The following is a 23,686-nucleotide window of genomic DNA, read 5'->3' as shown; positions in this document are numbered from 1 at the left end:
GGTCGCTCGCGCTCTACCTCGTCCGCTCGTGCGTTCCTGCGCGGGCGCCGTCAGGGCACGATCTCGCGGACGCTGCCCTTCTTGTACAGGAGCCCGTTGGTGCCAACCCCGTCGCTCCGGAAATAGACGCTGATGTTGGGCTTGCCGGTCTCCGACCCCGCTCGGGTCCGCGCCCGCGTGAGCCTCATTGCGGGATCGATGCCCGGCTTACAGGGCTGGCGGCCCACGCCGAAGTCGGTCCCCTTGTCGACGTGCTCGTGGATCTTCACCCAGGTGCCTCCGCGCGCGCCGTCGGTCTTGTCGATCCAGAGCTCCTGCTTCACATCGCCGCTCGGCAGGTCGTAGACGAGGTGCTTGTACCCGATCCATACATTCTTCGGCATGCCGCCTTCCCAGTACCTCTTGCTGAGGATGGCCGCGGAGGCGGGGTGATTAATCTCCTTCTCGAAATCGATCTTCCCGTCGTAGCGCATGCGGGCGGCGATCCCGCGCGTGTCGCATTTGTTGACGTCCTCGTCGCCGATCGTGCCGTGGTTGGTGCGCGCCACGGCGACGAGGCCGCCCCAGGCTGTCCCGTCGTCGGCCACCCGCTGGAAATACATCGTCACCTCGACGTCGCGCCATTGGTCGGCGAGCGCGGGGTCGTGCACGTACATCCGCGGGACGCGGCCGCTGATCTTGAGAATGCCCCGGCCGTCGGTGCGATAGGACGCATCGCCGTGGTCGGCGTCGAACCAGGCATCGCGCGGGTCGATCCCCGAAAAGGTGCGCGCGACGCCGTTGTCCCAGGTCGAGAACCACGCTTTGCCCGAAGGCAGCGTGGGCCGCAGCATCGCTATCCCGAACCTGTCGCGCTGTCCCTCCTCTCCTCCCCCGGCGCCGGCCGAGCTGGACGCCGCTGCGCTGCTCGATGATGCGGACGACGCCGCCGCGCCGCCGCGGCCCCCGCAGCCGAGGCCGTCGCTGCCGGGGCCGTCGCTGTCGAAGCCGTCGTTGCCGAGGGCGTTGCCGCCCCCCCCTCCGCCGCCGCCGGATTGGCTTCCTGACGCAGGTGCGTGTTCGTCTCCGCAACCGGCGCTGCTCAAGCCGACGGCAGCCGACGTGACCCAAATCGCAATCTTCAATAAGGCTCTCACGCCGACCTGCATAACATGATCTCAACGACTCTGCGAAGCCATTGATTGCGAGATATCGACTGCAACGTGCCTAACAGGCGCTTTACGGAACAGCCCGGTTGTTTCGAGAATTGCACATTTCATCGTGCTTCGAGCGGCAGCCGCTCGACGAGTTCGCCCGCTGGGTATCACAACACCGGCCGCTTGAATGGGTGCTGGCATGCTAAAGTACCTGCCCATATTCGACGAATATCCATGAGGAGTTCCTGCGGAGGTTCGCGAGGACCGACGACCCGGAGATCGACGCGCGGCAGCGACGGCTCCTCGAGGTCCTGCTCGCGGCCAATCCTCGGATGAGGCAGCGGCTGGCCGACGAGGGTCGCCTCGACGGCCGCCTCGACGAGGCACGCGCAGCCCTTCGCCGCGCGCTGTCACACTGGCAGATCCCGCTCGCCTCGGAGGACGAGGCGCGCATCGAGGCGTGCGCCGACCTCGCGACCTCGGAGCGGTGGCTCGGTCAGGGGCTCGCGGCGTCCAGCACACAGCAGGCCCTCCGCAGAGCGCCGCGGCCGGTGCTCCTCAGCACCCGAACGGCCGCGGCAGCATCAGCGGCCCTTCCGGAAAGGCCCCTCGCACCATGAGCCGCGCCGCGCCCGCGCCGCCCATGGCATCGTCGCCGTCCACGAAGACGTGCGGCTCCGCCGTCCCCGCCATGCCGAGCGCGTCCGGGCAGGCGAAGAGCTCCACGCGCCGCACCGGCGCCGGCGGCGCCGAGCGCGCGCGCTCGATCGATGACCTGCGCCAGGCTGGGAAACACCGTGTCCATGAGCGCGATGAGCTGCGCGCGAAGGCCAGGCTCCGACCAGGATCTGCGCGATGTCTTCATTCCCTGCCCCGTCTAGCCATCTTCGCATATCACATCCCAGCGCACTGGACGCGCCATCAGCGTGCGCCGCCCGCATGCCAGAGCAGGAGCAGGCCGACATTCCTGGAAGACGCAGAGAGCTCGATCCATGGCGACATAGAGAATCAGCGCTTCGAGAGAACAGAAAGACCAGCGCTCCGGCTCTCCACTCCCCTCTGCAACCGCGATGCCTCTGCGGCTCGAACGCTCTGGCTCAGTCTCGAGGCCCCAGTTCCAGCAGGATTGCGCCTCCGGAGCGCGCGCCCTAGACAATCCTCAACTGCATCGCTCTGCGGGGCGGTGTGTCAAGGGGGGAACCGTGAAAAGTACGCTCGTCGCGCTGATCCTCGGCGCGCTCTCGCTGTCCGCCGTGCTGTCCAGCAGCGATGTGGTGCAAGCCCAGGACAGGGCTCGTCCGCCACGCGGCTCCTATCTCAAGACGTGCAGGAACGTCCGGACGGAGCGAGGCACGCTGTTCGCCCGCTGCGAGGATCGGAGGGGCAACTTCCACAATACACGGATGGTAGACTGGAGGAGGTGCAGAGGAGACATCGAGAACGACAACGGCCGTCTCCGCTGCGCCTCCCGCCGCTGACGCGCGCCGCGGCCGCGCAGGGCGCCCTTCGCGAGGTGGGCTCCCTCAGCGACGAGAAAGCGGGGCCCCCGCCGGGATCCGCCCTTCCTCAACGGCCACGACGTACGGCGGGTACCAGACCAGGTTCCGGCGTCCGCTCGTGGATGCGCCTTCGCCGCTACCCCTTCCGCTCCTTCCACGGATCGTCCTGATACAGGTAGTTCGGCTTCAGGATCTTGTTCTCCATGTTGGTGTGAAACACCGCCATGGTCGAGGCCGACATCGGGGGGACGATCCACGTCCAGTCCGCATACACCGGGCGCTCGCACTGCCGCTCCTGCTGCTCGAACTTCTTGAAGTACTCCGAGAGCGTGTGGTGGTCCATCATCCGCACCTTGGCCTGCCGGAACGAGTGCAGCACCGCGACGTTCAGCTCGACCAGCGCGGCGTCCTGCCACAGCGTGTCGCTGCGCGTCCGGTCCAGCCCGAGGCGATCCGCGATGAGCGGCAGCTGGTCGTACCGCGTCACGTCGCTCAGGTTGCGCGCGCCGATCTCGGTGCCCATGTAAAAGCCGTTGAACGGCGCCGCCGTGTACTGGATCCCGCCGAGATCGAGGGCCAGGTTGGAGACCGCCGGCAGCGCGTGCCACCTCAACCCGAGCTCGGCGAACCACGCATACCGCGGGTGCTCGATCGGCACCTCGAGCACCTTCTCCCGCGGCAGCTCGAACCACCTCGGCCGGCCGTCGCCGATCTGGATGATCAGCGGCAGCAGATCGAAGCGCGTCCGCTCCCCGCCTGGCCAGCCCAGCGCGAGCGCCTGGTCCGTCAGCTCCACGTTCCCCGGATCGCCGAGGACGCCGCCCTCCGGGAGCCGGTAGCCCGCATAGCGGACCAGCTGGCCGTTCCAGATGCGGATCCGCGGCTCACCCGGCCTGAACACCGTCATGGTCGCCCGGATGTCGCCCCCGTTCGTCGCCAGATCGAGGTGCTCCACCAGCGCCTGGAAGATCTCCTCCTCCGTCTTCAGGTGGCGCAGATCGCGCACGTGGAGCGTCGACCAGAAGAAGCGCCCGATGCAGCGCGAGCTGTTGCGCCACGCGAGCCGGGCGCCATAGGCGAGCTCGTCGGGCAGGTGCGTGTACGTCCCGTGCTTCTCCAGGCTCGCCCGCACCTCCTGCCAGCGCTCTTCCACCGCCGAGGGCACCCCGAGCTCCGCGTAGCACTGGCGCAGGAACGCCTCGGCCTCGGTCGGCACCGCCTCGGGCGCGGTGGGGGTCACGTGAAACGACCCGTGCTCGACCGGACACACCCCGCCGGCCGCCCGCGCCACGCCGGCGCGCCGGAGCGGCGTCGGGCGGACCTCGCCGGCGGTGTCGACGTTCGAGCTGAACAGCTCCCGCTGGATGGCGTCCGGCGGCCAGCCCACCGCGCGCAGGTGCTCCTGCGCGTCGCGCATGAAGGCATCGGGACCACACACGAGCGCCTGCGATCCCGGCCGGTAAGGATACAGCTCGGCCACCTGCTCCCTGGACAGCCGACCCTCCGCCTTCGTCGCGCGCAAGCGGAACGCGACGCCGGGCGTACGGCCGGCGATCGCGCGCAGATCCTCCTCGAAATAGGCGAAATCCGCGGCGCGCGACGCCGACCAGTCGAGGAGGAAGGCCCGCGCGTCGGGGCGGCCGGCCCTGCCGTCGAGCGCCCGCAGCATCGCCATCGCCGGCGTGACGCCGATCCCGCCCGCGAGGAACACCACCCGCTCCACGGGCGGCGCCGGAAGGACGAAGCTGCCCTTCGGCGCCGACGCGCGCAGCAGCGAGGCCGCGGCGCGCTCGCACAGCCACCGCGAGAACACCCCGAGTTCCTCGCGCTTCACCGTGATCTCGTAGTCGCCGCCGGCGCGCGCCGGCGCCGAGAGCGTGTACGCGCGCGCCACCCAGCGCCGATCGAGGTAGCCCTGCACGAGGACGTGCTGCCCGGGCACCGACGCCGCCGGCGCGCCGCCGACCGGCGAGAGCGTGATCTGGAAGATCCCGGGGGAGAGCTCCCGCGCGGCCTTCACCTCGGCCTGCTGGAGGCTCGATCCGCCGAACATCTCGGCGACCGCCGGGGCGCAGCCGCCGCAGATCTGGCCCGCCCGCGTCCGCTCCGACAGCTCGGCGGGCGTCGCGCACCCGGCCTCGATGAGGCTCGTGATCTGCCAGCGCTTGACCCCGGCGCAGTTGCACACGACCTCGTTCGGCTCGAACAGCGCCGCGGGCTGGTCGATCTTCAGCTCGCCGAGCTCCCGGAACGTCGTGAGCTGCCAGCCGGGCAGCGGGCCGCGCGCCATGAGCAGCCGCATCGCCGAGGGGAGGTCGTTCCATTCCCCCTCGACGTGCAGCCCCGTGAGCTGCCCGCTCGACAGGAGCAGCGCGCGTCGCTTGTCGCGATCCCCGCACGGCACCCACCGGAGGCTCTCCATGGGCGCGTCGAGCCACCGCGCCGAGACGCCGCTCCCGTCGAGCGCGCGGGAGAGCGACAGGATGCGGCCGCCGCCGTCGACGATCTTCGAGATCGCGGCCTCCTTGCCGGCCAGGGCGCCCATCGCGGCGCTGCTCTCGACGACCCCCTCGCGCCGGGAGAGCAGCCCCTGCCCGGGCAGGAGGTGGACGTTGACGAAATCGAGCGCGTGCCGCTCGGCCCAGGCATCGACGCTCGCGGGCGGCAGCTCGAGCCAGGCCTCGTCGGACCCGCGGACGTCCGCGGGGATCCCCTCCCTGGCCAGGCTCGCCCAGCCCTCGATCAGCGCCTCGGCCGCCGCCTTCCGCAGGCCCGTCTGGACGAGCGCCGCCGCAGCCTGATCGGCCGGCGTGTCCACGTACCGGAGCTCGAACGGGTCCTCGCGCAGCAGCTGCTGGACCAGGTTGTCGAGCCGCCCCCGCAGCCCGGCGGTGAACTCCTCGAAGTCGACGGTCCCGTCCCCGGTCGTGTCCGCGGCCAGGAGCAGCGCCTTCGCCTCGTCGGCCCGCATCCCGAGGCCGGTGAGGTACGGCAGGAGCTCATCCTCGCTGAGCTTGCGGTCGTGGTCGCGATCGATCTCCTCGAACCGGCGCCAGGCGAAGCGCTCGCTCGTCAGGCCGGCGCGGAGGCCGCGGGAGAGCGCGGCCGCCACCTCGGCGCCCGAGGCGGCGGGGCCGCACACGACGGGCGCCGGCGCGCCGGGCTGCTCCAGCGCGCGGATCGCCCTGCGGGCCACGTCCGCGGGCGCCACCCAGGGCAACGCGCCGCCGCCCAGCGGCAGCGGCAGCGTGCGACGGAGCCGGATGTCCTCGCGCCAGAGGTTGAGCGCGCTCAGCAGAGGTCCGTGCCAGACCGTGGTCACCGCCTGGCCGGAGGCGCGCAGGGACGCCTCGGCGTCGCGGATCTGCTGCCCCACCCGGCTCGAGGGAGGGAAGTACGGCGCCACCCAGAGGAGGTGCGACGCGCCCACCTCCCTCGCCGACGCGAGGAAGGTCCGCGCGGCCACGAGCGGATAGGCGAGATCCGCGGTGCCCATCACGAGCGCGATGGCCGGCCCCGCGGGCTCGATCGGCAGCGACTGGAGGAAGGAGGCGAGGTCGTTTCTGGGCTCGGAACAGACGATCTTGAGGAAGCTCATGGTGCTCGGCAGGGGCATCCGCGGAGGAGCGCAACCGCCCTCGCCGCCGCCAGGCGGCGTCGAGGGCCGCGCGCAGGCGCGGAGCGCTCCGCGCCAGGATACGGCGCATCACCCGGCCGGCCGAAACCCGAAAACGCCCGCCCGACGCAGCACACACCGGCGCCCCAGGTCACCAAGGTGCGCGGACGTCGGGGGATCCCGCATTTTGCCTGGAGGGGACCCGTCCGCGCGTCACAAACTGCCTCATGGGGCACTTTGGTACCCGACCTGCGCTCGCACCGTGTCGGGGACACGACGCTGACGAGGCCACCGCGCGACGGTCCGCCGCAGGTAGCCGCGTGGCGTCACCGAGACCTCGCGCGCTCGCCCGGATGTACGGGCGAGCGATCTCCGTTGGATTCGCAGGAAATCCGATGTGAAGGGAGATCTGGCGAACGAGCATGCCGGCGGTGATCACGCACGATCGAGCTCCGCTGTACATGCCCTCGTACATCTCGTGGCTGTGTACGACTGCGGACCGGACATACGGGCACGATCCTTGAATTCGCTCGCTCAGCGCAGCCATGAAGACCCTTACTTCGGATCGACCCCTGGTGAGGAGCGAGCAGACGCGGTCATTGGCTGCGTCCCGTCCCGCGGCGTCCACCGCGCGTCATCCCGTCCTGAAGGGCGTGACGATGGCGCCGGCGAACGTCTCCGAGGCGCTGATCGCGCTGGAGACCGTCGCCGCGCGGCTGCGCGAGAGGAACGACCCGCGGGCGGTGTTCCCCGACGTCTACGCCGTGATCACGCGCCGCGTGAAAGAGGCGATCGATGGCTCGGATGGCTGGTTCCTCGAGCCGGCGTGGATCTCGCGCCTGGCGGGGATCTTCTGCGAGTACTACCTGACGGCCCTCGCGGCGTCGCTGGACGGGCGGTCGACGGGCGTCGAGGCGTGGGACGTCGCGTTCCAGTGCTCCAGCGCGGGCGGGGCGGCGGCGGCGGTGCACGGGCTGCTCGGCATCAACGCGCACATCAACTACGACCTGGCCCTCGGGCTCTACCGGAACATCGTCCAGCACGGCGCGGCGCAGGACGCCCGGCTTCTCGACCGCTACCGTCACGACCACGACCTTGTGAATGAAATTCTCGCGGCGGCGATGCCGGAAATCTTCGCAATCCTGCGCGCTCGTTATGGCTGCCCGCTCGCCCGGATCGCGACCTTCAGCCGGGACGTGGAGCGCGCCATCTCGAGCGTCGTGATGTTTCTGCTGAGGCGCTGGCGCGACCGGGTATGGACCGACCTGCTCTCCTTGCTCGCGACGCTCGGGCACACCGGCGAGACGGGCAAGCGCGCGGTGCTCGCCCGGATGGACCAGCGTTCGGGGAAGATCGCCCGTACGTTCGCGGCGGGCCATGGGGCGCTCCGCGTCGGGGCCCCGCTCGCCCGCGGCGCCGCCCTCACGCTGGCTCTGGCTGCCTGACGCGGGCCATCCCCGCGAGCTGACCGCAGGCGCCGCCCACGTCGCGCCCCCGCGGCCGTCGCACCAGCGTCGTCACGCCATGGCCGGAAAGCCGCGCCACGAAGGCGTCGAGCCGCGCGGCGGACGGCGGGCGCAGCGCCGGATCCGGGCCGGGGTTGCAGGGGATGACGTTCACCCTGCACCGGAGCCCGGCGACGTAGGCCGCGAGCAGATCCGCGTCCTCCGGGGCGTCGTTGAAGCGATCGAAGAGCACGTACTCGAAGAGCACGCGCCGCCCCTGCGGCAACGCCCGCGCGATCGCCTCCTTCAGCGCCGCCATCGAGAAGCGCGCGTTCACGGGCATGATCGCCTGCCTGCGGGCGTCGTCCGGGGCGTTGAGGCTGACGGCGAGCTCCGCCCGCGCCTCGCGGAAGAACGGCTCGATCTTGTCCGCCACCCCGACGGTGCTCACGGTGACGTGCGACGGCGCGAACCGGAAGGCCCGCGGATCGGTGAGCAGCCGGATGGCCTTCAGCACCTCGCCGAGGTTATCGAACGGCTCGCCCATCCCCATGAAGACGAGGTTCCTGAGGGGCGCGCCGCCGCGCTCGGCCGCGAGCGCCCGGGCGATCCGGACCTGATCGACGATCTCGCCGGCGGCGAGCTGGCGTTCGAGCCCGAGCCGCCCCGTCTCGCAGAACGAGCAGGCCCGGGCGCAGCCGACCTGGCTCGAGACGCAGAGCGTGGTGCGGGCGGGCCCCGGGATCAGCACCGACTCGATGAGCGCGCCGTCGCGCGCGCGCAGGACGAGCCGGAGCGTGTCGTCCTGCGCCGGCGCCCGCTCGGCGATCTCGAGCGACGGCGCCGGATCGAGCGCGAGCAGCGCCTCGTGCGCCCAGGCCCCCACGCCCAGGGCGGCGAGCGCGCGCGCGTCCCAGGCCGGCGCAGGCACCGGCGCGCCCGGCTCGGCGCCGAAGGCGTGGCGCACCACCTTGCCGGAGACCGCGCGCGCCGCCGACGCCGTGCCGCCGGCCCGGCGGAGCAGCTCCGCGAGCGAGGCCGCGTCGTGGTCGGCGAGCCGCGCGCTCCAACGTGGGACACGCGCGCTCCTCCGGATCAGAGGGCGCCCTGCGACCTGCGCCGGCGGGTCGCCGGCGCGCAGGGGCGACGCCATCTCTTCGGGGATCTCCGGAACGCGCATGCGCACCCGCTAGCACGCCAGCCGCGGCGCCGCGCGGCCCAGCGACACCGCGCCCGGCGCGGCCGCCTCACCCGGACGGCCGCCGGATGGACAGCTCGCCGGGCGCTCCGGCCGGCCGAGCCCCGGCGCCCGCGCGTCCGCCGGATGGACGCTCGCCGGGCGCTCCGGCCGAGCCCCGGCGCCCGCTGCCTCCCCCACCCAGGTCATCGCGAGCTTGTCAATCGCATGTCGATCGCCACCCGAAAGACAAGCGAGAACTCGCCCGGCGCCCCCCATCCGACACGAAACCTGGGCGCCGTCTGGGGCCATCAGGTGGCCAATCTGTGGACAAGCATGTGGACTGTCAAACCGGGCTCGGGAACGTGATTTTTGGGTTGCAGATTGGTTCCGAAGGAGGGAGTTTAGCGCCCGGAAGTTGGGAGGCGCGCCGGGCCACGGAGCGCCAGAAATCGCAGCAAAATCGGTTGCATCGGTGTGGGCGGCGCGTCCATGCCCGGGCTGGCTTCGGCTGGCGCCGGGGCTTGGAGGGGCTGCCGCCCCGCGATCAGCGCGGGACGGGCAACTGAGTTGCCAGGGTCCCACGGGGTTTCCACAACCTGGGAACAACCTGTGGATTATTTGTCCCTCCTGCGCGTGGCGTATTCCAGAATCGGGTGAGCGGGGTTCCCGTCCCCAAGCTTTTCTGGCGCTCGCGGACACACCGGTGGGCTACGTTGCGCGCCGATGTCCGCACGCCACGGCCCTGTTTCCTGCGCGCCGCGCGCGTCCCTCGCGATCGCGGGGAGCCTCGCCGGGTGGCTCGCTGCGGGCGCCGCGGCCGCGCAGGCTCCGCCGCGGAACGCGCAGGCGGAGGCGGCCCTGAAGGAGGCGATGGGGACCGACTACCTCGAGACGCGGTTCGCCCAGGCGGAGCGCAAGCTCCGGGCCGCGCTGGACGCCTGCGGCGAGTCGGGCTGCTCGCCCGCGGTCAAGGCGAGGCTGCTGGTCGCGCTGGGCACCGTGCTCGCTCAGAGCAGAAAGGGGCTAGAGGACGCGTGGGGCGCCTTCGCGGACGCCCTCCGCGTCGATCCCTCGGCGAAGCTTGACCCGGATCTGACGACCCCGGAGGTCTCCTCCGCGTTCGAGCAGGCGCGCGCGGCCACCGGCGCCGGGGCGACCGGGTCGCCCGCGGCGGCTGGAACGGGCGGAGCGCCCGCGGCGGCCGGCGCGACCGGGGCACCCGCGGCGCCCGGCGCGGCGGAAGCGCAGCTCCAGATCGCGCCGATGCCCGAGCAGCGCGTCCGCACGCCCGTCCCGCTCCATGCCGAGGTCCCCGCCGAGCTGCTGCCCAGCGTGAAGCAGGTGACCGTCTGGTACCTGGCGCCCGGGGAGCGCGAGGTCCGCTCCCTCGTCATGAAGAAGCTGCGGGGCCAGGGGTTCGGCATCAACGTGCCCTGCGCCGCAGTGGGAAGGACGGGAAAGCTCCTCTATCACGTCGCGGCCGTCGACGAGGACGGCGCGATCCTCGCGAGCGCGGGCTCGCGCGACGCCCCGCTGGTCACGCAGATCAGGGAAAGCATCAGCTCGGCGCCGCCCCGCTGGCCCGGCCACGCTCCGCCGGCGGAGTGCGCGGCCCCGGAGCAGGAGCGCCCGCGGCAGTGCCTCGACGACCGGCAGTGCGACCGCGGGCTCGCCTGTGTCGGCGGCGCGTGCGTCACGCGAGCCGCCGCGGAGGCTGCGCCGGACGTCCCGAGGAGCTGGGTCACCCTCACCTTTTCACCCGACGTCGCGCTGCTCTCCGGCCGGGACGTGTGCACCGTCGCGTCGCAGCGGAGCGACCATTTCGTGTGCCTGCGCGGCGACGGGACCCGGTACGACGGCACGCCGACGCCGGACGTCGCGAACGACGTGAACCTCGGCTTCGCGCTCGCGACGTTGCGGGTGGCGATCGCCTACGATCGGCTGGTCCTCGACAACCTCACGGTCGGCGGCCGCGTCGGCTTCGCGGCCGGCGGCACGACGGAGGGCGGCGCCTCGTTCCTGCCGCTCCACCTCGAGGCGCGCGCGCAGTACTTCCTCGGCGCGCGGCCCTTCGAGCAGCTCGGCGCGCGCCCGTTCGTGCTCGCCGCGGCCGGGGTCGCGCAGGTCGACACCGAGGTCGACGTGGAGGTCCTCGAGGACGCGACCGCTTGCGGGGCCGACCTTGCCGACAGGACGAGCCCTTGCACGAGGCCGGGAGCGAGCGGCAGAGTCGAGGCTCGGCGACAGACGCTCACCGCGACCCGGCAAGCGGGCCAGGGGTTCGCGTCGGTCGGCGCGGGCGTTGCGTATGCGCCGATCGAGGCCCTCTCGCTGAACCTCGCGCTCCGCGCGAGCCTCACCTTTCCTGCCGTGACCACCGTCCTCTCCCCGGAGGTCGGTCTTTCCCTGGGGTTCTGAATGGCTGACACCTCGGATATGCGCCGGGGGGCGACTCCCCCGGGCGCCTTGCGCAACCCGAAAATCGATGCGGCGATCGAGCGCGCCGTGCAGAGCGGCGACCCGGCCGAGCTGCTCGCGCTGCTCGATCGGAGCTCCGGGCTGCCCGCCCGGCGCGGCGGGGTGCGCGCGCCAGGCCCCGACCTCGGGCCGAACGCCCCCTTGCCGCGCGTGAACCTGGATCTCGCGCGGGCGGTCGGCGCGGCGATCGCGGACCGCGGCGCGCTGGCCGAGCGGCTCGTGCGGGCGCTCTCCGCGACCGCCGAGGAGTACGCGCTCATCGTGGCGGCGCAGGCGCTCGCGTCGCTCGCGGTGAAGGGCGCCACGCCGGCGGGCGGAGCGGGGCAGGCGCCGCGCGCGGGCGGCGCGCGCCGCGGGAAGGGCGGGCTCGATCCGCTCGAGGCGCTCGAGGAGCTGGCCGAGGACCCGCGGCGCGTCGTGCGCGACGGGGTGGTGGCGGCGCTCCGCGCCGTCATCGCGGCGCGCGGCGACGCGGTTGTCGGCGAGCTCTCGTCCTGGACCGACGGCTACCTGCAGGCGTACGTCGCGCTCGAGGCGCTCGCCGAGCGCACGCTGCTCGCCAGCCTCTCGGCAGGCGCGGAGGTGGTCGAGCGCCTCGAGGAGGCGTTCGTGCTGTCGGATCGCTCCCCGCGCGCGGACGAGCGGCTGCAGGGCCTGCGCCTCCTCCGGCAGGGGATGCCCGCGCAGATCGCGGCCCTCGCCGGCCGCTTCCCCGAGGTCGTGCGCTGGCTCGAGGAGAAGACGCGGGCGGAGCGCCCCGAGTCGCGCGACGTCGTGGCGAACGCGATCGCCGCGCTCCGCAAGGCGTCGTTCTCGGATGCGGAGGTCGACCGCCTGTCCGCGGCGCTCGGCGCGACCGCCCCGATACCGCGCTACGCGGCGCGCATCGTCCAGGGGACGCGCAAGCGGAGCAAGGGGCGGCGGTAGGGGACGGTCGGGCCTGGGCCGCCGGTGTGAAGAGCGCCGAAGCGCAGCAGATCAGGCGGCCTGCTGCGACCCCTCCGGCGCTCCGACGCCGCCCTGCGGCTCCCTGGCGTCCCCGCTGAACAGGAATTGCAGCGCCCCCGGGGCGCGCCGGCGCCACGCGTCCTCGGAGTGGGTCCCGTCCTCGTCCAGGCAGAACAGCAGGTTGTCCTCCCTGTAGCCCTGCTGGCGAAGTTGCTCGACCAGCCGCGCGGCGTCGCGCAGCACCGAACCCCCGTCCTCCTGAGCGCCGGCGTCGACGTACAGCCTCGAGCTCGCCGGGACGGCCAGAGACTCGAGGACGTCGAAGATCTTGCGCTCGGCGAGCCAGAGCGACGGCGACATGCAGAGCGCGGCCCCGAACACGTCGGGGCAACGCCAATGAGCATAGAGCGCCGCGAGGCCCCCCATGGAAGAACCGCCGATCGCCGTGCTGGCCGGGTCGCGCCTCACCGCGAAGCGCTCCTGTACGGCCGGCACGATCTCGGAGGTGAGCCAGCCCAGATACTCGGCGAGCTTCCCTTCGCTTCCGTCGCCCGGGAACGGCGACAGCTCCGTCAACCGCTCGGGCCCGCCGTGATCGATCCCCACCAGGACCGGCGCTTCGAGACCTCGATTTGCGAGATCATGGACGGCCTCGTGAAGGTGCCACCCTCCGCTGTAGGAGGGGTCGTCGTGAAAGACGTTCTGCCCATCGAACAGGAAGAGCACAGGCGATGGCCGCCCGTCACGCGCTCCCTCGTCGGGCAGGTAGACACGCACGTTGCGCTCCCCGTGGAAGCCGGGAATTCGGTACGGACCAAGGAGATAGATGACATGTGTTTTCGCGGAGGTCTGCTGTTCCACCGTCCCGGTGTGAAGCAATCACCAGGCCGCCACTCGGCCGCTGCTCTCCGGCTGCGGAGCGCGGCGCGGCCCGGGCCATCTCGGCTCCCGGGTCGCGCCGCCCCGCCATGGCAGAACGCCTCACGCGTGACACGCTGCTGCGAGCAGGCGGCCGCCGCCGCGGGTGCCTGGCCTAATTGCAGCTCGCCTCGGAGCTGCCGCCGAACACCGTGGTCCAGTAGGACCCGTAGGTCCCGCCTCCGGTCGCCCGCCCGATGCCGATGACCTTGTAGGCGGAGCCGAGCATGTTCTTGTTGTGGCCGTCCGAGTTCTTCCACTGCGTGAACGTCGCCTGGGCCGTCGAGTTGCCAGCGGCGATGTTCTCGGCCATGGCGGTGCCCCCGCAGCCGAGCTCGTAGCAGGCGTTGCACATGCGGGTCCAGGGCGTCCGGCCGTCGAGGCTCGTGTGCGAGAAGTAGTTCTGATCGCGCATGTCCTCGCTGTGCCCCTGAGCAGCGCGGTTCATCGAGGTGCAGCCCGAGAGCGCCCCGAGGCCGTTCTGCGCGCGATACTGGTTGATGATGGTGAGGAACGCCTGCTCCTCGGTGTCGAGCGGAGTCGTGCTGGGCCCGGCGCCGCTGCACACCTGGCATGCGCCGCAGTCGCTCGAGCAGCTCGAGCAGTCCTCGCCCGCGCCGCAAACCCCATTGCCGCAGACCTCACCGCTCGTCGAGCCGCCCGCGCCTCCGGTGCTGCTCGTCGAGCCTCCCGCGCCTCCGGTGCTGCTCGTCGAGCCTCCCGCGCCACCCGCGCCTCCGGTGCCGCTCGTCGCGCCACCCGCACCACCCGCGCCTCCCGCGCCTCCGGTGCCGCTCGTCGAGCCGCCCGCGCCGCTGCCCGGCGCGGGGCCGCACGCCGCCTGCACGTAGAGCCGCTTCGCGGTCCTCCTGCACGGATCACCGGAGAAGGTCGCGTTGCTCGCCCGCACGGCGCAGCTCGCCTTTCCGAGGCACGCGCGCTCCACGACGGCCTTCGACGTCGGCGCGTTGCACGAGGTGGCCGCGTAGCCGCCGCAGACGCCGCGCGGCCTGCCATAACTCGCGAACTGGATCGCCGTGATGACCTCGCCGGCAGGACAGGAGAGCTCCACATCCGAGCCCTCCGACGCGGTATCGCAGACCGCCCCCGCGAGCGGCGAGGACTGGTCCTCCGACAGCTCCGCCGACGGCTCCTCGTCGACCTCGGTCGAGGCGAGGCAGCCGACTGCAGAACAGCCAGCGACGAAGGCGAGGACAAGCGTCCTGTGCAAAGCGCTCATATGCATGCTCCTTGGTTCTCTGGGCCCGTCCGAGCTCGGCCCGCCCCTGCGTCGCGGCTCGCGCCAGCACGTACGCCGGGGCACACGACACCTCGACGGGCCACCCCAGTACAGCGTTGTTCAGGGGGCGGAGTAGCGCACAGCGCGATCCCACGCAGCGCAGCGCCTCCCTTCGATTCGCTCACACCACGGTGTCACCTGACCGCTGGCATGTCCAGATACGAAACACTCTGGCACGCATGATTTGCCGCCGGATCGCTGGATCTTTTCAAGACCCATGAAACCGAGCTCCCCGGAGCTCGACGACACAGGATTTCTTCACGCAAAGACGGTGTGAGACATGGAGCCAACAGGACACAACATCTCCCCTGGTCCGAAGGGTGGGTGTCCGTGTCCGACAACAGACCGCGATCAGAAGCCCGTGGGGGCGACGACACCCTGCGAGCCTCCGCCTCCGCCCGCCGTGGATCCCGCGTCGACGCGCGCCGCGGGGAGCCACAGGCCGCATGTCGGCAGCAGGTCAATCGAACGCCCATGAAATTCCGCGCGACTCCCCCGCTCCTCGCCGCACCGCCACGCCGCTCGCCTGAGGGCCCTCGCCCGCTCACGTCCGCGGCAGAGCTCGTCCCTGCGTCACGCGCGGGGTGGTGGTGGATGTGGCCTCCCGCCGTACGCGCGCGCCCTCTCATCCGCGCGGCAGGCCGGCTGCCGCGCTCGTGGAAAGGTGGAAAGGCGCCCCGACGGCCTGACGGCCTGACGCCCCGATGACAGCGCGGCGACCCCGCAGCACGGCCGCTCGACTGCGAACCGCGAGGCCGCACCCGCGGCGGCTCCTGTGCTATGACCGCCGACCATGCGCCTCAAGGACCGCGTTGTCTTCATCACAGGAGCTTCCCGCGGGATCGGACGGGTCGTCGCCCTCGCCTGCGCGCGAGAAGGCGCGGATATCGTCGTCGCCGCGAAGACGGAGGTCGCCGAGAACCCGCGCCTCCCGGGCACGATCCACGACGTCGCCCGCGAGGTCGAGCAGCTCGGCCGCCGCGCGCTGCCCATCAAGCTCGATGTCCGCGACGACGAGGCCTGCAGGGGCGCCGTCGCCACGGCCGTCGAGCGCCTCGGGCGCATCGACGCGCTCATCAACAACGCGGGCGCGCTCTGGTGGGCCGACGTCGTGGACACACCCATGAAGAAGTTCGACCTCATCATGGGCATCAACGTGCGCGCGTCGTTCGCCCTCTCGCAGGCCGTCCTCCCCCAGATGATCGCGCAAAAATACGGCCACATCATCATGATGTCGCCCCCCGTCGACGCCGAGGCCTGCGCCCACCACGGGGCCTATGCGGTCTCCAAATTCGGCATGACGATGATCGCCGACGCCATCGCCGGCGAGTACGCGGAGCACAACATCACGGCCCACGCCCTCTGGCCCGCGACGGCGATCGAGAGCTTCGCCACGATCAACTTCGGCCTCGGCGGCCCGGAGCTCTGGCGCAAGGCGGATATCCTCGCCGACGCGACGCTCGCGCTGCTCTCGCGCGAGCCGTCGGCACGGCGCGGCAAGGCGTGGATCGACGAGGCCCTGCTCCGTGAGGAGGGCGTCACCGATTTCTCGAAGTACCAGTGCGTGCCCGGCGTGGAGCCGCCGCACTTCCCCTTCACCGCGATCCCCAAGGCGACGACCACCAAACACCGATGAGGCGCGACCCGTGACCCGCGAGGACGACAAGAAGACGCGCCCCGCCGCCGGCGGCGGCATCGATCCCGGGCCAGAGCTCGCCGCGGTCTTCGACGACCTGGAGACGCTGCTCAAGAACGGCGACGTGATCGAGGCGCTCACGGCGCGCGGGATCAACGCGAGCCTCGCGCTGCTCGCCGCCGACGCGCTCCGCGCCTACCTCGCGGGCCGCAAGGCCGACGCGGCGGAGGACTTCGCGACCGTCGCGGAGGAGATCCGCGGCCGGCTCGCCGCGAGCGCCGAGGCGCAGGGGCCGGACGACGGATCGCCAGGGGAGCCGTCACGTTCGAACGGGAGGCGCTGAATGGGCACGAGCTTCGAAGCAGAGCAGACACCGAGGCCAGGCGATGGCGTGCGGCCGGCGCCGCCCTGGGAGCCGGCCGCGGCCCTCTCCGGCGCCGACTACTCGGCCGTCGAGCTGGCGCAGGGCGACGACCGCGTGTTCCTCCTCGAGCAGCGCGAGCTGCCCGAGCGCGAGCGCTACCTCACCGTGACCGACTCCGCCGGCGTCGCCGAGGCCATCCGGACCATGGCGGTCCGCGGCGCCCCGGCCATCGGCATCGCCGCCGCGTACGGGATGGCGCTCGCCGCGCGCGCCGCCCGCGACGAGGGCGCCTCCAGCTACGTCGCCGCCATGCGGGCGGCGGGGGAGCACCTCGCCTCGGCCCGGCCCACCGCCGTGAACCTCGGGTGGGCGGTGCGGCGCGCGATCGCCGCGGCCCTGCAGAACGCCGGGCGCCGCGGCGAGGAGCGCGCGCGGGAGCTCGCCGAGCTCGCCCGCGAGATCCACCGGGAAGACGTCGCCGCCTGCCACCAGATGGGCCGCGCCGGCGCCGCGCGCCTGCCGGAGTCGGGCACGGTCCTCACCCACTGCAACGCGGGCGCGCTCGCGACCGGCGGCTACGGCACGGCGCTCGGCGTGATCCGCGCCGCCATCGAGGAGGGCAAGGCGCTCCGCGTGCTTGCGTGCGAGACCCGCCCGTACCTCCAGGGCGCCCGCCTCACCGCCTGGGAGCTCCAGCGGGACGGCATCCCCGTCGAGGTGATCTCCGACTCGATGGCCGCGTGGTTCATGCAAAAGGGCGAGATCGGCGCCGTCGTCGTCGGGGCCGACCGCATCGCGCGGAACGGCGACGTCGCGAACAAGATCGGGACCTACGGCCTCGCCTGCCTCGCGCGCCACCACGGCATCCCGTTCTACGTGGCCGCCCCGTGGAGCACGATCGACCTCGCCACCGACAGCGGCGCGTCGATCCCGATCGAGGAGCGGAGCCGCGACGAGCTCGCCGTCGTCGGCGGCCGCCGCGTCGTCCCGCCCGGCGTGCCCGTCCGGCACCCGGCCTTCGACGTCACCCCCGCGGAGCTCGTCACGGCCGTCTTCACCGAGCGCGGCAAGCTGACGACGCGCGAGATCAGCCGCTCCGTGCCGCCCGCGCCGCCGTCCGGCTAGCGCACCTCCCCCTCGCGCTCCCCCGCCGCATGGGCTAAGGACACCCCTGATGGCGCAGTTCTCGCCCAAACCTGAATGGCTCAAGGTCCGCGCTCCCGGGGGTGACACGTACCACCACCTCAAGGAGACGTTCCGCAAGCTCGATCTCCACACGGTCTGCGAGGAGGCGCGCTGCCCGAACGTCGGCGAGTGCTGGCGCGAGGGGACCGCGACGGTGATGCTCCTCGGCGACGTGTGCACGCGCGGCTGCCGCTTCTGCGCGGTCACGACGGGCGATCCCCGCGGCGCGGTCGACGTGCGCGAGCCGGAGCACGTGGCCCGCGCCATCGCCCGGCTCTCGCTCCAGTACGTCGTGATGACGATGGTCAACCGCGACGACCTGCTCGACGGCGGCGCCGAGCACGTCGCCCGCACGGTGAGCCGCCTGCACGCGCTCCGGCCCGACCTGCTCATCGAGACGCTGGTCGGCGACTTCCAGGGCCACATGAGCGCCGTCGACATGGTGGTCGACGCCGGGCCCGACGTCTTCGCCCACAACGTCGAGGTCGTCCGCCGCATCACGCGCGTCATCCGCGACGTCCGGTCGAGCTACGACCAGTCGCTCGCCGTGCTCCGGCGCGCGAAGGAGCGCCAGCGGCGCCTCGCCGCCGACGCCGCGGAGGCCGGCGCTCCCGCGCCGCGGCGGCTCACCAAGAGCTCGGTCATGGTCGGCATCGGCGAGACCGACGACGAGGTCCTGGAGGCGCTCCGCGACCTGCGCGAGGCCGGGGTCGACATCGTGACGATCGGCCAGTACCTCCGCCCCTCCTCGAAGCACGCGCCCGTGCAGCGCTTCGTCGAGCCCGAGACGTTCGCCGCGTTCGAGCGCGCGGCGCTCGAGATGGGCTTCCTCTACGCCGCCAGCGCGCCGCTCGTTCGGTCGAGCTACAAGGCGGCCGAGGTCTTCGTCCGCAGCCTGATGGACCGAGGCGGCGCGGCGCTGCCCTCCGGCGCCTCCCCGGCCGGCGAGGATCCCGCAGGCGCGGCGGCCATCGAGGCGCTCCTCGAGGAGCGCCTCGCCGTGGCGCGCCGCGAGGCCGCCCGCCTCACCGCAGAGCTCGATCCGGACGAGCCCCGTCCGCTCGACGGCCCGACGGCCGCGTCGGCCAGCGCCGCGCGGCTCGTCCCTGCAGCCTCCCTCGTCCGCCGCTAGAGCGGCGCCCACCCGCTTCGGAGACGGGCCCATCTCGACGTTTTCGGTGCTCGGCGCACTGGAGTGCGCCTGTGCGCCGAAAACGCCGATCTGGGCCCGTCTCCTGTGCGGGTGAGCACCGCTCTGGGACGGGCGGGGCGGGTTGAATGAGAGGCTGAACGCATTCACCGCGGGGACCGCAGCCCCGGGGCTGGCAGGCGCAAGCGCCTTGACGCTTCCCGGCGTTTGGCCGAGCGTATTGGACGGCAGGAGGGTCCAACACCACGATGTCCGCTCCCATCAACAGGCGCCTCGGCGGCATCGCTCCCGGCGCCTCGCGCCTCGGCTCGGAGACGCCCCGCGTGCGCGTGGCGTCGATCCTGGCCCAGGCCGCGAGGGCCTACAGCGCGCGCCCTCCCATCGAAGACATCACGATGCCCACCGGCTTCGATCCCGCCGCGGTGGCGCTCTTCGAGACGATCATCGAGGCCGCGTTCCTCGTCGCGAACGCCGACGGCCACTTCGACGACGAGGAGCGCGGGCGCTTCCAGGCGATCGTCGCCGGCGCCTGCCAGAACCTCGTCCACGAGAAGCAGCTCGAGGCGCTCCTCGCGGATCTCGGCGAGATGCTGGCCGAGGACGGGCTGGAGAAGCGCATCAGCATGGTCGCCCGCACGATCGCGCGGACCGAGCACCAGCGTGAGGTGCTCCGCGTGGCGGCCTCCATGGCGCACGCCTCCGGCGGCGTGAGCGCGCAGGAGCACGGCGTGCTCGAGCAGCTCGCGCGCGGCTTCAAGCTCGACGTGGCCGCCGTCGACGAGGCCCTCGCGCAGGCAGCCGAGCCCGTGAACGTCTAGCGTGGACATCCGCGCCGCCGCGTACGGCGGGAGACGCGCATCAGGGCGCGCGCGGGTTCGAGCTCGCCGCGGCGAGTCAAACCCCGAGCGCGATCGCTGCGACGAGTCAACGTCACCTCAACGTCACGCGTAAAGCGAATGAGCGTACGCCGCGTCTGGGCACTGGTCTCGGGCAGCGCCTTTGGTTAGTGTCCCGCGAACCGATGAGCACCGCGACGTACTCCACCGACCGCCCGCCGAACGTCTCAGGGGCAAGCCTCGAGCCGCAGGCTGCCGTCGCGCGGCACCCGCTCGATACGTGTGCCGACGACGTGATCAAGGTCCTGCGCGACGACGGCTCGCTCGACCCCGCGCACGATCCGAAGCTCGAGCCATCGGAGGTGATCGCCCTCTACAAGGCCATGATGCGCACGCGCCTGCTCGACGAGCGGCTCGTGGCGCTGCAGCGCCAGGGGCGCATCGGGTTCCACATCGGCTCGCTGGGTGAGGAGGCTGCGGTCCTCGGCAGCGTGTCCGCGACGCGGCCCCAGGACTGGGTGTTCCCGTGCTACCGCGAGTTCGGCGCGGCGCTCTGGCGAGGGCTGCCGCTCCAGCGGTACATCGACAACATGTTCGGCAACGCGAACGACACGGTGAAGGGGCGGCAGATGCCGGACCACTACACCTACCGCGAGGGCCACTTCGGCTCGGTGAGCTCGCCCATCGGCACGCAGATCACCCAGGCCGTGGGCTTCGCGTGGGCCGCCAAGCTGAAGCGCGACGAGCTCGTCACGCTGGCCTACTTCGGCGACGGCGCGACGAGCTCGTCGGATTTCCACAGCGGCCTGAACTTCGCTGGCGTGTTCAAGGTGCCGGTCATCTTCCTCTGCCGGAACAACGGCTGGGCGATCAGCGTGCCGACCGAGCGCCAGACGTCGAGCAACACGTTTGCGAGCAAGGGCGTCGCCTACGGCGTCCCCGGGGTGCGGGTCGACGGCAACGACGTGTTCGCCGTCGTGAAGGTGACGCGCGACGCGATCGCGCGCGCCTCGCGCGGCGAGGGCGCGACGCTCATCGAGGCGATGACGTACCGCCTGTCGGGCCATTCGACGAGCGACGACCCGAAGGCGTACCGCCCCGACGCGTGGCTCGACCCGTGGCGCCGGCTCGATCCGATCGCGCGGCTCCGGCGGCACGTCGAGCGCACCCAGGGCTGGACGGAGGCGCAGGATCGCGAGATCGAGGCGGCGGTCGACGCGGAGGTCAAGGCCTGCATCGCGGTCTCGGAGAAGGTCCCGCCGCCGCCGCTCGACTCGATGTTCGAGGACGTCTATGCGGAGCCGCCCTGGCACCTCGTGGAGCAGCGGGAGCAGCTCAAGGCGGGCCCGAGGCCCAAGGGCCACGGCGGCCACTAGGCCGCGCGGACGGCGGCGTCGGCGTGGCGGCTCGCCGGACGGCGGCGCGGCGGGGGTGGCGCCGCTGCCCGCGATCGGCGGGGACCCTCGGGGGGCCGGGGCGCCGGTGAGGTTGTACCCCCACCTGTTGGCCGAGAGACGGAGACGAAGAGCATGCCTCAGATGAACATGGTCCAGGCGATCAACGACGCGCTACGCCACGAGATGCGGCGGGACGCGCGGGTCGTCGTGCTCGGCGAGGATGTCGGCAAGGTCGGCGGCGTGTTCCGCGTGACCCAGGGCCTGTTCGACGAGTTCGGGGACGACCGGGTGATCGACACGCCGCTCTCGGAGAACGGGATCGTGGGGACGGCCATCGGGATGGCGCTCTACGGGCTCGTGCCGATCCCGGAGATCCAGTTCGCCGATTTCATCTATCCCGCGTACGACCAGATCGTGTCCGAGCTGGCGAAGTACCGCTACCGCTCGGGGGGAGAGTACCCGTCCAAGCTGGTCATCCGGACGCCGTTCGGCGGCGGCATCCGCGGCGGGCACTACCACTCGCAGTCGCCCGAGGCGCAGTTCGTCCACGTGGCGGGCCTGAAGGTCGTGTGCCCGTCGAACCCGGCCGACGCGAAGGGGCTCTTGCTCTCGTCGATCCGGGACCCGGATCCGGTGCTGTTCTTCGAGCCGAAGCGCATCTACCGCGCCGCGAAGGGCGACGTCCCCGAGGGCGAGTACACGGTCCCGCTCGGCCAGGCGAAGGTGGTCCGGCCGGGCTGGCACGTGACGCTCGTGGTCTGGGGCGCGATGCTCTACGAGGCGCTCGACGCGGCGAACCAGGCGGCCGCTCAGGGCGTCGAGTGCGAGGTGATCGACCTGCGCACGCTGTGGCCGCTCGATATCGACACGGTGATCGAGTCGGTGAAGCGGACGGGCCGGTTCATCGTGGTGCACGAGGCGCCGAAGACCTGCGGCCTCGGGGGCGAGCTCGTCGCGCTGGTCAACGAGAAGGCGTTCCTCCACCTGGAGGCGCCGCCGCTCCGGGTCACGGGCTTCGACACCCCGTTCCCGTACACCCTCGAGAACGAGTATCTCCCTCTGTCCCATCGTATCCTTCCGGCGATCCTGGAGACGGCGAGGTACTGACGCATGGGCAAGTACGAGTTCAGGCTTCCGGACATCGGCGAGGGCGTCACCGAGGGCGAGATCGTGACCTGGCTGGTGTCGCCGGGCGACATGGTCGCCGAGGACCAGCCGATGGTCGAGGTGATGACCGACAAGGCGACGGTGACGATCACGTCGCCGCGCACGGGCCGGATCGTGGAGACGCGGGGCAAGGTGGGCGGGGTCGTCCCGGTCCACTCGGTGCTCGTCGTGTTCGACCTCGACGACCGGCCCGCGGCGGCGCCGCCGCCCGCGTCGGGGGCGGGGGTGCGAAAGGACGCCGCGAAGGCCGGCCCGGCGGAGCCTCCCGCGGCGGCGGCCGCGAAGTCCGGGGCTGCGGAGCCCGCGGCGACGGCGGTCGGCGACATCCGGGAGGACCTCCCGGGGATGAACCTGGTGGCGCCGGCGCGGTCGGCGTGGGCGAACGGCAGCATCGGCGCGGGCGCGCGCACGGCGGCCTACTTCAACGAGAAGCCGCTCGCGACGCCCGCGACGCGCAAGCTGGCGCGCGACCTCGGGGTCGACCTGCGGCGCGTGCCGCCGACCGGCCCGGCGGGCCGCGTGACGAAGGACGACGTGCGGGCGCTCGAGGCGCCCGAGGAGGCGGCCCCGGCGCTGCCCGAGGCGGCGCCCAGGCGGGCGGCCCCGGCGCTGCCCGAGGCGGCGCCGAGGCCGGCGGCGGCGGGGCCCGGCCAGCTGGACGAGGAGCCGGGGCACGGGGCGGCGCGGCCCGAGGGGGAGCGCGGACGGGGGTTGCCCTCGGCGCCGGGCGACGAGCGCATCCCGCTGCGGGGCGTGCGCAAGCGGATCTTCGAGGCGATGTCGCGGTCGAAGCACACGGCGGCGCACTTCACCTTCGTCGAGGAGTGCGACGTCTCCGCGCTGAAGGAGCGCCGCGCGCGCCTGCGGCCGCTGGCCGAGAAGGCGGGCGTCAAGCTGACCTTCCTGCCCTTCTTCGTGAAGGCCGTCGTCGCGGCGCTGAAGAAGCACCCGACGTTGAACAGCGCCTTCGACGAGGCCGCGCAGGAGATCGTCGTCAAGAAGAGCTATCATATCGGCATCGCGTCCGCGACCGAGGCCGGGCTCATCGTGCCTGTCGTGCGCGACGCGGATCGCCGGAGCGTGCTGGAGATCGCGCAGGAGATCGCGCGGCTCGGCGAGGACACGAAGTCGGGGCGGGTGAAGCCGGAGGATCTCGGCGGCTCGACGTTCACGATCACGTCGCTCGGCCAGCAAGGGGGGCTGTTCGCGACGCCGATACTGAACTTCCCCGAGGTCGCGATCCTCGGGATCCACCAGATGAAGCAGAAGCCGGTGGTGCGCGACGGGCAGATCGTGATCGGCGAGGTGATGCTGGTGTCGCTGTCGTTCGACCACCGGATCATCGATGGTCACGTGGGGGCGGCGTTCGCGTACGAGATCATCGGGTACCTGGAGGATCCGGATCGGCTGTTCCTGGAGATGAGCTGAGCG

19 protein-coding genes are annotated in these 23,686 nt (G+C 72.1%); 12 read left to right on the top strand and 7 right to left on the bottom strand.

From position 1 onward, the window contains the following. Positions 1-50 precede the first annotated feature (50 nt). Both WMF12_RS08255 and WMF12_RS08250 read right to left on the bottom strand, forming a co-directional pair. Positions 51-1,148, bottom strand: a complete 1,098-nt coding sequence (locus WMF12_RS08255) for a hypothetical protein (RefSeq protein WP_437869879.1) — start codon at positions 1,146-1,148, stop codon at positions 51-53. Between the two features lie 546 nt (positions 1,149-1,694). Beyond that, positions 1,695-1,862, bottom strand: coding sequence for a hypothetical protein (locus WMF12_RS08250; RefSeq protein WP_437869878.1), 168 nt, complete (start codon positions 1,860-1,862; stop codon positions 1,695-1,697). A 476-nt stretch (positions 1,863-2,338) separates the two neighbouring features. Between WMF12_RS08250 and WMF12_RS08245 the strand changes: the two genes are divergently transcribed. Further along, complete coding sequence (locus tag WMF12_RS08245; RefSeq protein ID WP_437869877.1) at positions 2,339-2,614, top strand: hypothetical protein; 276 nt, start codon at positions 2,339-2,341, stop codon at positions 2,612-2,614. Between the two features lie 157 nt (positions 2,615-2,771). On the opposite strand, the gene WMF12_RS08240 is transcribed toward WMF12_RS08245, so the two are convergent. Further along, the gene (locus WMF12_RS08240) at positions 2,772-6,233 is read right to left on the bottom strand and encodes a nitric oxide synthase oxygenase (protein WP_437869876.1); all 3,462 of its coding nucleotides are present in this window, start codon (positions 6,231-6,233) and stop codon (positions 2,772-2,774) included. A 677-nt stretch (positions 6,234-6,910) separates the two neighbouring features. Here WMF12_RS08240 and WMF12_RS08235 point away from each other — a divergent pair. Continuing rightward, on the top strand, positions 6,911-7,696 hold the full coding sequence (locus WMF12_RS08235; RefSeq protein WP_437869875.1) for a DUF5995 family protein: 786 nt from the start codon (positions 6,911-6,913) through the stop codon (positions 7,694-7,696). Here WMF12_RS08235 and rlmN read toward each other — a convergent pair. Further along, positions 7,674-8,876 carry a 23S rRNA (adenine(2503)-C(2))-methyltransferase RlmN gene (rlmN, locus tag WMF12_RS08230; RefSeq protein ID WP_437745051.1) on the bottom strand — a complete coding sequence of 401 codons (1,203 nt, stop codon included), beginning with the start codon at positions 8,874-8,876 and terminating at the stop codon, positions 7,674-7,676. The two genes, WMF12_RS08235 and rlmN, sit on opposite strands and share 23 nt — an antisense overlap. A gap of 9 nt (positions 8,877-8,885) precedes the next feature. Beyond that, positions 8,886-9,083 (bottom strand): hypothetical protein, encoded by a 198-nt coding sequence (locus tag WMF12_RS08225; RefSeq protein ID WP_437869874.1) that lies wholly within the window; start codon positions 9,081-9,083, stop codon positions 8,886-8,888. Positions 9,084-9,599: 516 nt separating this feature from the next. Here WMF12_RS08225 and WMF12_RS08220 point away from each other — a divergent pair. Both WMF12_RS08220 and WMF12_RS08215 read left to right on the top strand, forming a co-directional pair. Next, the gene (locus WMF12_RS08220) at positions 9,600-11,294 is read left to right on the top strand and encodes a hypothetical protein (RefSeq protein WP_437869873.1); all 1,695 of its coding nucleotides are present in this window, start codon (positions 9,600-9,602) and stop codon (positions 11,292-11,294) included. A 48-nt stretch (positions 11,295-11,342) separates the two neighbouring features. Further along, entirely contained in the window at positions 11,343-12,281 is a 939-nt protein-coding gene (locus tag WMF12_RS08215) for a hypothetical protein (RefSeq protein WP_437869872.1), read from the top strand. A gap of 51 nt (positions 12,282-12,332) precedes the next feature. On the opposite strand, the gene WMF12_RS08210 is transcribed toward WMF12_RS08215, so the two are convergent. Further along, positions 12,333-13,163 carry an alpha/beta hydrolase gene (locus WMF12_RS08210; RefSeq protein ID WP_437869871.1) on the bottom strand — a complete coding sequence of 277 codons (831 nt, stop codon included), beginning with the start codon at positions 13,161-13,163 and terminating at the stop codon, positions 12,333-12,335. Between the two features lie 172 nt (positions 13,164-13,335). Further along, on the bottom strand, positions 13,336-14,460 hold the full coding sequence (locus WMF12_RS08205) for a CAP domain-containing protein (protein ID WP_437869870.1): 1,125 nt from the start codon (positions 14,458-14,460) through the stop codon (positions 13,336-13,338). Positions 14,461-15,313: 853 nt separating this feature from the next. Between WMF12_RS08205 and WMF12_RS08200 the strand changes: the two genes are divergently transcribed. From WMF12_RS08200 to WMF12_RS08165, 8 genes are all read left to right on the top strand, one after another. Then, positions 15,314-16,156: an SDR family oxidoreductase gene (locus WMF12_RS08200; RefSeq protein ID WP_437869869.1), complete on the top strand. Its 843-nt coding sequence runs from the start codon at positions 15,314-15,316 to the stop codon at positions 16,154-16,156. Positions 16,157-16,166: 10 nt separating this feature from the next. After that, positions 16,167-16,499, top strand: a complete 333-nt coding sequence (locus tag WMF12_RS08195; RefSeq protein ID WP_437869868.1) for a hypothetical protein — start codon at positions 16,167-16,169, stop codon at positions 16,497-16,499. After that, a complete protein-coding gene (gene mtnA, locus WMF12_RS08190) occupies positions 16,500-17,645 on the top strand; it encodes an S-methyl-5-thioribose-1-phosphate isomerase (protein ID WP_437745041.1) in 1,146 nt (381 codons plus the stop codon). Positions 17,646-17,694: 49 nt separating this feature from the next. Further along, entirely contained in the window at positions 17,695-18,837 is a 1,143-nt protein-coding gene (lipA, locus tag WMF12_RS08185) for a lipoyl synthase (RefSeq protein ID WP_437869863.1), read from the top strand. 266 nt (positions 18,838-19,103) lie between these two features. After that, positions 19,104-19,673, top strand: coding sequence for a tellurite resistance TerB family protein (locus tag WMF12_RS08180; protein ID WP_437869860.1), 570 nt, complete (start codon positions 19,104-19,106; stop codon positions 19,671-19,673). A gap of 203 nt (positions 19,674-19,876) precedes the next feature. Next, the gene (locus WMF12_RS08175; RefSeq protein WP_437745038.1) at positions 19,877-21,067 is read left to right on the top strand and encodes a thiamine pyrophosphate-dependent dehydrogenase E1 component subunit alpha; all 1,191 of its coding nucleotides are present in this window, start codon (positions 19,877-19,879) and stop codon (positions 21,065-21,067) included. A gap of 153 nt (positions 21,068-21,220) precedes the next feature. Next, entirely contained in the window at positions 21,221-22,195 is a 975-nt protein-coding gene (locus tag WMF12_RS08170; protein WP_437869858.1) for an alpha-ketoacid dehydrogenase subunit beta, read from the top strand. A 3-nt stretch (positions 22,196-22,198) separates the two neighbouring features. Beyond that, positions 22,199-23,683, top strand: coding sequence for a dihydrolipoamide acetyltransferase family protein (locus WMF12_RS08165; RefSeq protein WP_437869856.1), 1,485 nt, complete (start codon positions 22,199-22,201; stop codon positions 23,681-23,683). Positions 23,684-23,686 lie beyond the last annotated feature (3 nt).

This window comes from Sorangium sp. So ce363, from assembly GCF_051520435.1.
Taxonomy (GTDB): domain Bacteria; phylum Myxococcota_A; class Polyangia; order Polyangiales; family Polyangiaceae; genus Sorangium; species Sorangium cellulosum_B.
The sequence above is the reverse complement of the archived record's forward strand: the minus strand, read 5'-3'. Positions and strand labels throughout refer to the sequence as shown.